Here is a 12182-nt window from a genome sequence, read left to right as displayed (position 1 = left end):
CCAATTAAGAACACTAAAACTCTAAATTAATATGATAATCTAACCTCTTAACTCTTATTAATGAGCAACTATGAACCAACCTCCTGCAACAATTAGCGAACTGCTAACAAGAGCTGAAAATATTGCAGGCTACACGTTAGCTGAGCTTGCTAAACAAGCTCACATTTCCGTACCTGAAAATTTAAAAAGAGATAAAGGATGGGTTGGCCAATTATTAGAGTGGCATCTAGGTGCTTCTGCGGGCAGTAAACCCCTTCCAGATTTCATTGATCTTGGTATTGAGTTAAAGACCATTCCGATCAGCCACACAGGAAAACCTCTTGAAACTACGTTTGTTTCTGTTGCTCCGCTAACAGGGGTTCATAGCTTACGTTGGGAAGAATCACATGTCCGTCATAAATTAGCGCATGTTTTGTGGATCCCTGTAGAGGGAGAAAGGGAGATCCCCGTTGGCGATAGACGTGTTGGTTATCCTGTTTTATGGCAACCTTCATTAGAAGAAGAGCAACGGCTAAAACAAGATTGGGAAGAGCTAATGGATTTAATCGTTCTAGGTAAAGTTGAATCTATTACCGCAAAGCACGGTGAAGTTTTACAACTAAGACCTAAAGCGGCAAACAGCCAAGCCCTTACTGAGGCTTATGGAGAGAATGGTCAACCAATTAAAACCTTACCAAGAGGTTTCTATTTAAAGACTCATTTTACTCACGCTATTTTGACCTCATTTTTTAATTAAAAAAGGCTTACCTCAATGAGATAAGCCTTTTTGATTTTTCGGTTGATTACGCTTTTTTAAATTCGCTTTCGCTTCTTACGTTAGCTATAGCTTCTTGGTTCAGAGATTAAATTGTGTTTATTCAATAAACGGTACATTGTCGCTCGAGAAACCCCTAGCTCTTTTGCCGCTGAAGAAACTTGACCATCATGAGACTCTAGAACCATTAATAATGCATCTCGTTCTGAGTTTTCTCTGATTACTCGTAAACTACGTTTTGTATCGTTGCGCTGAGGAAGATCTAAATGCTCAAGATCTATCGTCATACTATCTGCAAGAAGAACTGCTCGTTTCACTTGGTTTACTAGTTCACGAACATTTCCTGGCCACGGGTAATGCAGCATCGTTTGCATCGCATCTTCAGAGAATGTACGTGCCTGAGTATTATACTCTTTAGCATAACGTTGAAGAAAATGTTCAGCTAAAATAATAATATCCGAGCTTCTCTCTTTTAATGACGGTACATGAATACGAAGTACATTTAAGCGGTAATAAAGTTCTTCTTTAAATCCACCTTCTTCTATCGCTTTTTCAAGATCAATATGGCTAGCAACAATAACTCGCACATCAATATCCATAAAACCTTGCGATGTTTCAATGTTCCCTTCTTGTAAGAAGCGTAATAACAGTTGTTGCTGGCTTATCGGTAAATCGCTTATATCATTTAAGAATAATGTACCACCATTCGCTTGAAACAGCTTTGATTGTTCATATTCAGAAAGATGAAGACCAAACAATTCTTGCTCTATTTTTAATTCAGATAATGAACCACAATTTAGAGAAATAAACGGGCCTTTATTACGACCAGATGAATCATGGACAGCTCTAGCTACCGCATCTTTACCTACACCGCTTTCACCAGAAATTAAGATTGATACATCCGTTGGTGCAACTCGGCGAATTTGATCTCGTAAACGCTTAACGGCAGGTGCTTCACCAAGAATACCTAAATCTGATTTTGTCCCCATATTAGGCCAAACTTTACGTTCAAGCTTCAACATACCTAATTGGTGTCCAATCGTACTTAACAGTTGTGCATCAGGGATTGGGGCTGTGAAAAAATCAATACAGAAATTAACGATAAATTGACAAATAGTATCTGAGCTTAATTGAGATTCACGAATGAATGCCATCCAGCGTACTTGTTTATTGTTATTAACTAACGTGGCGATGCCATTAAGGCTAAAATCATCTTGGCTTAAATCTACAATACCAATGCATGGGCCAATTTCGTCAAACAATACTTGTGCTGCTCGAAGATCATAACAACGATGACAACGCCAACCAACTTGTTCTAATACTGCTAACCAAGGTTCATAACTTCCGCCAACAACCACTAATGAACCAGGAACAGAATCCATACGAAACTGAGTACCCATAAGCCTTACCTCTAAAATTCTTTAAAATAAATCAACTGAACATCTTTATAGAGCAACTATACAGGTTTTAAGACGAACCCAGGTCTCACAAATGAGATGCCCGTCATCCTTTTAACAAAAAACACACAATAAAAAATATAAAACAAATGATAGTTAACATAACAGAACAAAAACCGACTCATTTATAAGAAATTGAAATATTTTTAGTATAAAAGATAATTTTTTAATTACTTTTAGTAGATTAAATGGGGAAAGAAATGAATTGTAAAAATTAGGTCAATTGATATATGAAAGTCATTAATTTTTGATTTATACGTATATGTTAGAAAATAGAATAAAAAAAGAGCGACTATTAAGCCGCTCTTCTCTACATTTTATTCTAAATTATGCTTGTGGGCGCATAGAAGGGAATAAAATTACGTCACGAATTGTGTGAGTGTTAGTGAATAGCATCACTAAACGGTCGATACCAATACCTTGACCCGCAGTTGGCGGTAAACCGTGTTCAAGAGCTGTAATGTAGTCTGCATCGTAATACATTGCTTCATCATCACCAGACTCTTTAGCGTTAACTTGCGCTTTAAAACGCTCATCTTGGTCTTGTGCATCATTCAACTCAGAGAAACCATTCGCTACTTCACGGCCACCAATGAAGAATTCAAAACGGTCTGTAATGAAATCATTGTTGTCGTTACGACGTGCTAATGGTGAGATATCTGCTGGGTATTCTGTAATGAACGTTGGTTGCATTAGTTGAGGTTCAGCCGTTTCGCCAAAGATCTCTTCTAAAAGCTGACCACATGTCCAGAAGCTTTCAACTTCAACATGAACTGATTTCGCAATAGAAACCATTAAGTCACGATCTTGAACGCCTTCATATGTTAGCGCTTGGATTTCTGCGTGCTCTGGGTTGTACATTTTGATCGCGTCTAACATGCTCATACGCGCATATTTACCACCAAAATCAACTGTCGCTTCACCGTAAGGCATTTTGTCACTGCCTAGTACAGATGTTGCCACTTGAGATAGCATTGCTTCAGTTAGATCCATCAGATCGTTGTAATCAGCGTACGCCATGTAGAATTCCATCATTGTGAATTCAGGGTTATGACGTGGAGATAGACCTTCGTTACGGAAGTTACGGTTGATTTCGAATACACGCTCAAAACCACCAACAACTAGACGTTTAAGATAAAGCTCAGGTGCAACACGTAAGTACATGTCAACATCAAGTGCATTATGGTGAGTAACGAATGGACGAGCCGATGCGCCACCAGGGATAACGTGCATCATTGGCGTTTCAACTTCCATGAAGCCTTTATCAACCATGAAGTTACGAATTGCAGAAACCACTTTAGAGCGGATAATAAATGCAGTACGAGAATCTTCATTTACGATAAGGTCAACATAACGCTGACGGTAACGCATTTCTTGGTCAGTTAAACCGTGGAATTTTTCAGGCAATGGACGTAGTGCTTTAGTTAGCAGTACGAACTCTTCCATATTCACGTAAAGATCGCCTTTACCTGATTTATGTAGAGCACCTTTAACACCGATGATGTCACCGATATCTAGGCCTTGGTATTTTTCTTTAAGCTCTTTTTGCACATCTTTTGATGCGTAAGCTTGGATCTTGCCAGACACTTCTTGGATCAATAAGAAAGGACCGCGCTTCGCCATTACACGGCCAGCAATTGCTACAATGTGGTTTAATTCTTCTAGCTCTTCTTTGGTCTTTTCACCAAATTCCGATTGAAGATCCGCAGCAAGACTGTCACGACGGAAGTCATTCGGGTGGCCATTAGCCTTACATGCTTGACGGATATGGTCTAATTTACCACGGCGTTCTGCAATCAGTTTGTTTTCATCTAGTTGTACTTGGTCAGTCATAATGAACCCTTTCTTATAATCCAGATTTTAAGCTGGCTTCGATAAATTTATCTAAATCACCGTCTAATACGGCTTGCGTATTACGATTTTCAATGCCGGTACGCAAATCTTTAATGCGCGAATCATCCAATACGTATGAGCGAATCTGACTGCCCCACCCAATATCGGATTTAGAATCTTCGTTTACTTGTTTCTCTGCGTTTTGTTTCTGAAGCTCAAGTTCAAACAGTTTCGCTTTCAACTGCTTCATCGCTTGTGCTTTGTTTTTATGCTGAGAACGATCATTTTGACATTGCACTACTGTATTTGTCGGAACGTGAGTAATACGTACCGCAGATTCAGTGGTGTTTACGTGTTGACCACCCGCGCCAGAAGCTCGGTATACATCAATACGTAAATCAGCAGGATTAATATCCACTTCAATGTTGTCATCTATTTCAGGATAGATAAACGCTGAAGCAAATGAGGTATGTCGGCGACCACTTGAATCAAATGGAGACTTACGAACTAAACGGTGTACACCCGTTTCGGTACGTAACCAACCATAAGCATATTCACCAGAGATACGTACTGTTGCGCCTTTAAGGCCTGCAACATCACCATCAGAAACTTCGATAATCTCAGTTTTAAACCCTTTTGCTTCCGCCCAACGCAAATACATACGCAACATCATGGATGTCCAATCTTGCGCTTCTGTACCGCCAGAACCCGATTGTAAATCAATATAACAATCAGAAGAATCATGCGCACCAGAGAACATACGGCGAAATTCTAATTTCGCTAATTTGTCTTCTAAGTCAGCAAGCTCTGGTTCAATCTCATCAAAAGTTTCTTGATCTTGCTCTTCAACAGCTAACTCAAGTAAACCTTCAACGTCTTCGCCGCCTTGATCTAACTGATCAATTGTTTCAACAATCGCTTCCAAAGAGGCACGTTCTTTACCTAGCGCTTGAGCGCGCTCTGGTTCATTCCATACTTCTGGTTGTTCTAGCTCTGCATTGACTTCTTCTAGACGCTCTTTTCTCGCATCATAGTCAAAGGTACCCCCTCAGGATATTTGTGCGATCAGACACATCCTGTAGGCGGTTTTTAATAGGATTAATTTCGAACATGGTGTTTATCATCGCCGAATAAAAAATAACCGAGTGATTTTAACCAAAAGTGTGATAGAAATCGAGGTATTTCACCCTTTGAAAGCAAGAACAATAAGTATTGAGAAAATGGTGTAAATTTAATCACATCAAATTTATTTTTATTTAACCTCAGCTCGGAATACGAGCCTTTCCATTTTCATACAAAGCAAAGCATTAACATGTCATTAGGTATTTCTTAACGACAAGTTAAGTAATGATTAACCTTGCCGTTTTTATAAGAGGCTTTTCTATTGTTTATTTATATAGGTTCGATGTATTCAACCATTAACTGTAATGTTTGATTGCCTCTGAATTCATTGATATCTAAACGATACGCCAATTTTACTTTTTGCACCGATGCATCAGGCCAGCGGCGAATATCAATATTAAAGGCAATGGCATCTACCATTTTATTGGTCGGAAAATCTCTATGAATAGGTTCCAACATCAGTTTAAGATGCTTCTCACCCACTAATCGTTGATTCAATACTTTAAACTCACCATCAAAAGTAGGCTCAGGAAAAGCTTGTCCCCATGGCCCACCTGCTCGAATGATTTCAGCTGTGCCTAAAGTAAATTCTTCTGGCGTTAATTCCCCATCAGATAATACAATCCCATTTAGCGCCTCTTCTTCTACGGATTCTCGAACCACATCATCAAAAGCTTGGCTAAACTTCTTATAATCAACGTCTTTAATGGTTAAGCCTGCCGCCATTGCATGACCACCAAATTTTAGAATCAAGCCTGGATTACGGGTATCAATTAAATCCAATGCATCACGCATGTGGAACCCTGCAATTGAACGACACGACCCTTTAATAAACCCATCACCACCATCAGCAAAGGCGATCACAGGACGGTGATATTTTTCTTTAATACGAGAAGCAAGAATTCCAATCACACCCTGATGCCAATCTCGTTGAAATAAGACCAAGCCAAAAGGCAATTCACTTTGTGCACCAAATTCTAAGCGCTCACAAATTGCCATCGCTTCCTCTTTCATGCCTTGCTCTATCTCTTTACGAGTTTGATTCAACGCATCCAGCTCAGAAGCCATTCGACGCGCAGCGTGAATGTTGTTGGACATAAGAAGCTCAACACCAAATGACATATCATCCAATCGGCCAGCAGCATTAATTCTTGGCCCAAGCGCAAAACCAAAATCAGAAGCAACAATTCGAGAAGGGACTTTATTCGCTACTTCAATTAGCGCCTGAATACCCGGACGACATTTTCCTGCACGAATTCGCTGAATACCTTGATGCACCAAAATACGGTTATTTTCATCCAGAGCCACTAAATCAGCAACGGTACCTAAAGCCACTAAATCCAATAGATCAGCCAGGTTTGGAATTGGAATGTTTTGAGTTTCAAACCAATTGTTTTCGCGTAAACGAGCACGGATAGCCAGCATCAAGTAGAAAGCAACACCAACGCCTGCTAATGATTTTGATGGAAACGCACATTCTTCAAGATTGGGGTTAACAATTGAATCTGCAATTGGCAAAGAAGACCCCGGTAGATGGTGATCGGTTACAACCACTTGCATTCCATAGGCTTTCGCTGCGGCAACGCCTTCAATAGAAGAAACCCCGTTATCCACTGTCATTATGATCTCTGCGCCCATAGCCTTGGCTTGGTCGACAACATCAGGGCTTAATCCGTAACCATCTTCAAAACGGTTAGGCACTAAGTAATCAACATTACTGCTGCCCATTAATCGAAATGCCATGACAGATAATGCCGAACTCGTCGCGCCATCAGCATCAAAATCACCCACAACGATAATACGAGTTTGCTTTGCTATCGCCTCAACTAAAATATCAACGGCTTTAGTAATGCCATGCATAGATTGAAATGACAGTAGCGATCTCGCCCCACGGTCTAACTGAGCGTTTGATGTAATGCCACGAGCAGCATAAATCCGTTGTAAGATTGAAGGAATTGAACTTGGTAAAGCAGGTATTTCAGGAATAAGACGACGTTTCACTTCAATCATGACAATAGCCTAAAGTTAGGGGGTACTAAGATAAAAAAATCCCCGCACCATGCTTATATAAAATAAGTCGTGCGGGGATTTAAATTAAGTTCAGAAAGAATTACTTTTCTAAATCTTTCAAAAGCTCTTGTGCTGGTTTATAACCAGGAACGAGATCGCCATTAGGAAGTACGATAGCAGGTGTACCATTCACACCCATTTTACGACCTAATAAATATTGTTCTTTGATGATATTTTTACACTGTGCTGTGGCTGGTTTTGAACCATTAATATCACGGTTTGATTTAGCGTCTTCCATTGCTTGTTGCTTATCATCTGCACACCAAATTTGAGCCATTTTATCCGCAACAGAACCTTGGTAACCTTGGCGAGGATACGCTAAATAACGCACAGTAATACCGGCATCATTATAGTCTTTCATCTCTTTATGAAGCTTTGTACAGTAGCCACAGGTGATGTCAGTAAAGACGGTAATTACATGCTTTTCGTTTTTCGCAGGGAACACAATCATGTTCTCACTTTGGCTATCAACTAGCTTCGCAAACCGAGCGGCTAACAAATCTTTCATGTTGCCATTTTCATCAAATTCAAAAATACGACCTTGAATGAAGTGCTTACCATCATCTGATACATAAAAAATACCAAATGGGGTTTCAACTTGTTTAAAACCATCAACTTCTGAGTCGTGAATTGCTTCAACTGGTAAACCTAATGTCGTTAAACGCTGAGTAATGGCTTGCTCTGAATCAGCCTGGGATACTTCAACGACTGATGTCGATACTGCTTTTTCTTTTGCTTGCTCATCAGAACATGCAGTAAAAGAAATCACACTCAATAAAGCAATACACATCGCGCTAGTACGGCGAATAAATGACATAAAATGTACCTATAAAAAAAGTAAAAGTAGAAGGTTTAAATTTTAGAGTAATAAACCAGCAAGAAGTTCCCTGAACACTATGAACGAGGGTGATGCTCTTGATGGATCTGTTTTAAACGTTCCGTTGCAACATGAGTATATATTTGTGTCGTCGAAAGATCACTATGTCCTAACAACATTTGTACGACTCTAAGATCTGCCCCATAGTTTAGCAAGTGAGTCGCAAAAGCATGGCGTAAAACGTGTGGTGATAATTTATCAGAATCAATACCAGCAATCACTGCATAATGTTTAATACGATGCCAAAAGGTTTGCCTTGTCATTTGTCGGGCACGTTTACTTGGAAAAACCACATCCGAGCTTTTTTCGCCAAGCAACGCTGGGCGGCCGTGGTCTAGAAAAGTTTGGATCCAATCAACCGCGTTTTCACCCATCGGCACTAAACGTTCTTTGTCCCCTTTACCCGTAACCCGCACGACTCCTTGACGCAAACTTAAATTCTCCATAGTTAGGCTCACAAGCTCAGTAACACGTAAACCCGTTGCATAGAGCAGCTCTAGCATAGCGCGATCACGGAGCTCTAATGGATCTTCTACATTTGGAGCTTCCAATAGGTCATTAACCTGATCTTCGCTTAAATCTTTTGGTAGCCTTTGCGGTAATTTAGGGCTAATCAATAAAGCGGTTGGATCATCACCACGAATTTTTTCTCGATGTAAGTATTGGAAAAATCGACGAAGTGCTGACAACATACGCGCTCGTGAAGTCTGCTTATATTCTTTATCTACCAAGTATGCTTGATATTCATTTAGACCCATCGCTGAAATAGAGGCGCATTTATAATGATTATCTTCTAGCCATTGCAGTAATTTCACCAAATCATTTCGATACGAAGCCAACGTATTTTCTGATAATCCACGTTCCATCCACATGGTATCTAAAAAACGCTCAATTAAAGCCATATCACTGTTCATTACCATCACCATTTACTGAAAACCAAAAAATACTGGTTAGAATCACAGTATTAAACAATTTTACGCGCTTTCAATGCAAGTTTAATTTTAATTATCATTTGCGGTACACTAGACTTTCGTCCTCTTTAATTATGGTAGTTAAAATGAAAATTGGTCTGTTTTACGGCTCTTCCACTTGTTACACCGAAATGGCATCTGAAAAAATCAGAGCAACAATGGGCGAAGAGTTGGTTGATATCTACAATATTAAAGAGACCCCAGTGGTTACAATGAACGATTATGACCTATTGCTACTTGGCATTTCCACATGGGATTTTGGTGAAATTCAAGAAGATTGGTTGGCCGTATGGGAAGAACTTGATGGCCTTTCTTTACAAGGTAAAACAATCGCTCTATTTGGGTTAGGTGATCAAGAAGGCTATGGCGAATGGTTCTTAGATGCGATGGGTTTATTGCATGACGAACTGAAATCAACGGATGCTAAGTTTATCGGTTATTGGAAGAATGAAGGCTATCTATTTGATGCATCAAAAGCATTAACTGAAGATGAATCTCACTTTGTAGGTTTAGCGCTAGATGAAGACAGTCAATATGATAAGAGTGATGAGCGTATTGAGCAGTGGTGTGAACAGGTGTTAGTTGAGTATCACGATTCACTTTAAAACTAGAAACGATACGCTTCACTAACTAGATAGCTTCGCTCCTATAAAAGAAAAGAGCGAGTAAACTTAAACAGTTACACTCGCTCTTATAGTCTCTAGTCTCTAGTCTCTAGTCTCTAGAATTATGCATTCTTAGTTACTAATTCGTCTTCTTTCTTACCAACAAAACGAACTATAATCATCGATGCAAACGTTGGGATAACCCAAGCCATACCATGATCAAACATTGGTAACATAGAGAATACAGACATATCCGCACCCGCTACTTTTGCAGCGTCTAATATTGCAAAAAGCGTAGCCACTAAAATGACAACTTGATAAGCAAGGCGAGGATTTGGCATAAACTTACGCACAAAAGCTAATACAACCAGAGCAATAGCAATCGGGTAAAGTAAGAACAATACAGGTACAGACAATGTAATTAACTGGCTTAAACCAACATTAGCTACCACTGCACATGCCACACCAACAATAATAACCCATGTTTTATACGTTACTTTACAAATTGAGCTAAAGTAATCTGCACATGCTGAAATCAAACCAATAGCTGTTGTTAAACAAGCAATCAAAACAATAATAGAAAGTACAATTTGGCCAGAAGAACCAAATAATGCATGTGTGTAAGCCGTTAAAATAACCCCACCATTATCTGCGCCACCCGCTACTGCACTTGAGGTTGCTCCCAAATAAAATAGTGAAATATAAACAAATGCCAAGCCCGATGCGGCAATTAAACCAGCAATAGTTAAATACTTAGTTGTTGCTTTGTGTTCAGTAATTCCTTTGCTCTTTAACGCATCAATGATCAAAATACCAAACATTAATGCACCAAAGGTATCCATGGTGTTATAGCCTTCAAAGAATCCCGTAGTTAAAGGGCTATCAATGTAGTTTCCTGTTGCTGCAACAATCTCACCTTGAGGGTTAACAAACACAGCAATAGCTAACACAATTAAACCAATAAATAATGCAGGTGTTAAGAACTTACCAATCGTATCGATAAGTTTACCTTGAGACCATGCAAAGAACATTGCGATTGAAAAGAATGCGATTGAAAATAATGTTAGAGAAAGTTGACCCGCATCAGCTCCAAGGAAAGGTTTTGCCGCCATTTCATAGGCAACCAATCCTGTACGTGGCGCGGCAAAAGCCGGACCAATAATAACGAACATTAAGATCGCCATTATCATTGCAACTTTAGGTGGTAAATCGCGAGTAAGATGATGCCAAGAACCACCAGACACACCAATAGCAATAATCGTAAATAGTGGTAAACCAACGGCTGTAATTAAAAATCCACTCATCGCGCTGAAAACATGTTCACCAGCCATTTGACCAGCAATTGGTGGGAAGATGATATTACCCGCGCCTAAAAAGAAGGCAAAAAGCATAAAGCCAACGGCGATGATATCGGCGAGTTTTAATGACTGTTTCATAGGAAACCCTTGTATAATGTTGTGTGTATTTAATGTTGTGTTTTATATCTTTTTCGATATTTATGTCAGAATAATGAACAAATTATCAATAATTCGCAATAGTCTAGAGAAAAACACCATAATCAAATTGCTAAAAAGCCAATAAGCAGTGTTATTCACTATTAATTAGTTTTATAAAAGAGTGATCAATTAGCATTCAAAGATTCAACAAAATATCAAAAATAGAATATCACACTATTTAACATATAAATTACAACACTAACAACCACACTCATATTGAGCTAATTATGAATAAAAGTTTCACTTTCAAACAATTTCGTATCGATATTGGGCAATGCGGTATGCCAGTAAGCACTGACGGTGTTTTATTAGGTGCGTGGGCAACGATAAATAACAGCCTATCGATCTTAGATATCGGTTGTGGAACTGGATTATTAAGCTTGATGTGTGCTCAAAGAGAGCCATTAAGTCAAATTGATGCGGTTGAATTAATGCCTGTTGCGGTAGAGGTCGCTCAAACAAACTTCCAAAATAGTATATGGACAAAACAAATAACCTTATTCCATCAAGATATTCTCTCTTTTTCTCCACAAAAAAAATACGATTCCATCATTTGTAACCCTCCTTATTTTAATAGTGGAGAGCAATCACAGAAGGGGGAGCGCTCTGTTGCTCGTCATACTGACGCCTTGCCATTTGTTGATTTACTAGCACAATGCAAAAAATTACTTTCTTCACAGGGGCGTGCCAGTTTCATTCTTCCGCTCATTGAAGGCGAAAAATTTATTGAAATAGCTAAAAATCACGATTTTAAGCTAACTAAGCTAACTAAAATAAAAACAACAGAAAAAAAATCCGTTTCTCGCTTACTAATAGAGCTATCTCTTTTTCCTTATGTTTATCAAGAGACTACATTAATAATTCATAACAAAAATAGTTATAGTGATGCCTTTATTAACCTAACTAGATGTTTTTATCTCAATATGGATTAAAAGATCGGGATCCATCTCTAATAAATCATTATAATGTCTGGCTAACATCATATTTATACTCTTTA

10 protein-coding genes are annotated in these 12182 nt (G+C 39.0%); 3 read left to right on the top strand and 7 right to left on the bottom strand.

Annotated features, from left to right (window positions below):
• Window positions 1–70: 70 nt before the first annotated feature.
• Window positions 71–736 (top strand): DNA mismatch repair endonuclease MutH, encoded by a 666-nt coding sequence (gene mutH / locus A6E06_RS16460; RefSeq protein WP_065594028.1) that lies wholly within the window; start codon window positions 71–73, stop codon window positions 734–736.
• A gap of 80 nt (window positions 737–816) precedes the next feature.
• Here the strand turns inward: mutH and A6E06_RS16455 are convergent, their stop codons facing one another.
• From A6E06_RS16455 to xerD, 6 genes are all read right to left on the bottom strand, one after another.
• A complete protein-coding gene (locus A6E06_RS16455) occupies window positions 817–2154 on the bottom strand; it encodes a sigma-54 dependent transcriptional regulator (RefSeq protein WP_065594029.1) in 1338 nt (445 codons plus the stop codon).
• 384 nt (window positions 2155–2538) lie between these two features.
• Complete coding sequence (lysS, locus tag A6E06_RS16450; protein ID WP_065594030.1) at window positions 2539–4044, bottom strand: lysine--tRNA ligase; 1506 nt, start codon at window positions 4042–4044, stop codon at window positions 2539–2541.
• A 13-nt stretch (window positions 4045–4057) separates the two neighbouring features.
• A protein-coding gene (gene prfB / locus A6E06_RS16445; RefSeq protein ID WP_141676993.1) for a peptide chain release factor 2 occupies window positions 4058–5156 on the bottom strand; the annotation gives its coding sequence in 2 pieces (ribosomal slippage) (window positions 4058–5080 and window positions 5082–5156; 1098 coding nt in all).
• Window positions 5157–5436: 280 nt separating this feature from the next.
• The gene (recJ, locus tag A6E06_RS16440; protein WP_065594032.1) at window positions 5437–7176 is read right to left on the bottom strand and encodes a single-stranded-DNA-specific exonuclease RecJ; all 1740 of its coding nucleotides are present in this window, start codon (window positions 7174–7176) and stop codon (window positions 5437–5439) included.
• A 100-nt stretch (window positions 7177–7276) separates the two neighbouring features.
• Complete coding sequence (dsbC, locus tag A6E06_RS16435) at window positions 7277–8053, bottom strand: bifunctional protein-disulfide isomerase/oxidoreductase DsbC (protein ID WP_065594033.1); 777 nt, start codon at window positions 8051–8053, stop codon at window positions 7277–7279.
• A gap of 77 nt (window positions 8054–8130) precedes the next feature.
• Window positions 8131–9039, bottom strand: a complete 909-nt coding sequence (gene xerD, locus A6E06_RS16430; RefSeq protein ID WP_065594034.1) for a site-specific tyrosine recombinase XerD — start codon at window positions 9037–9039, stop codon at window positions 8131–8133.
• A 131-nt stretch (window positions 9040–9170) separates the two neighbouring features.
• Between xerD and fldB the strand changes: the two genes are divergently transcribed.
• Window positions 9171–9689 (top strand): flavodoxin FldB, encoded by a 519-nt coding sequence (gene fldB / locus A6E06_RS16425; RefSeq protein ID WP_065594035.1) that lies wholly within the window; start codon window positions 9171–9173, stop codon window positions 9687–9689.
• Window positions 9690–9811: 122 nt separating this feature from the next.
• Here the strand turns inward: fldB and brnQ are convergent, their stop codons facing one another.
• Window positions 9812–11125, bottom strand: a complete 1314-nt coding sequence (gene brnQ / locus A6E06_RS16420) for a branched-chain amino acid transport system II carrier protein (RefSeq protein ID WP_065594036.1) — start codon at window positions 11123–11125, stop codon at window positions 9812–9814.
• A 287-nt stretch (window positions 11126–11412) separates the two neighbouring features.
• On the opposite strand from brnQ, the gene A6E06_RS16415 reads away from it, so the two are divergent.
• A complete protein-coding gene (locus A6E06_RS16415; RefSeq protein WP_065594037.1) occupies window positions 11413–12117 on the top strand; it encodes a tRNA1(Val) (adenine(37)-N6)-methyltransferase in 705 nt (234 codons plus the stop codon).
• Window positions 12118–12182 lie beyond the last annotated feature (65 nt).

The sequence above is a fragment of the Aliivibrio sp. 1S175 genome (assembly GCF_001690985.1).
Taxonomy (GTDB): Bacteria; Pseudomonadota; Gammaproteobacteria; order Enterobacterales; family Vibrionaceae; genus Aliivibrio.
The sequence above is the reverse complement of the archived record's forward strand: the minus strand, read 5'-3'. Positions and strand labels throughout refer to the sequence as shown.

What these genes read in the sequence shown, in the direction of transcription:
- mutH (WP_065594028.1), top strand. Translation starts at nt 71, where the DNA reads ATGAACCAACCTCCTGCAACAATTAGCGAACTGCTAACAAGAGCTGAA.
- A6E06_RS16455 (WP_065594029.1), bottom strand. Translation starts at nt 2,154, where the DNA reads ATGGGTACTCAGTTTCGTATGGATTCTGTTCCTGGTTCATTAGTGGTT.
- lysS (WP_065594030.1), bottom strand. Translation starts at nt 4,044, where the DNA reads ATGACTGACCAAGTACAACTAGATGAAAACAAACTGATTGCAGAACGC.
- recJ (WP_065594032.1), bottom strand. Translation starts at nt 7,176, where the DNA reads ATGATTGAAGTGAAACGTCGTCTTATTCCTGAAATACCTGCTTTACCA.
- dsbC (WP_065594033.1), bottom strand. Translation starts at nt 8,053, where the DNA reads ATGTCATTTATTCGCCGTACTAGCGCGATGTGTATTGCTTTATTGAGT.
- xerD (WP_065594034.1), bottom strand. Translation starts at nt 9,039, where the DNA reads ATGGTGATGGTAATGAACAGTGATATGGCTTTAATTGAGCGTTTTTTA.
- fldB (WP_065594035.1), top strand. Translation starts at nt 9,171, where the DNA reads ATGAAAATTGGTCTGTTTTACGGCTCTTCCACTTGTTACACCGAAATG.
- brnQ (WP_065594036.1), bottom strand. Translation starts at nt 11,125, where the DNA reads ATGAAACAGTCATTAAAACTCGCCGATATCATCGCCGTTGGCTTTATG.
- A6E06_RS16415 (WP_065594037.1), top strand. Translation starts at nt 11,413, where the DNA reads ATGAATAAAAGTTTCACTTTCAAACAATTTCGTATCGATATTGGGCAA.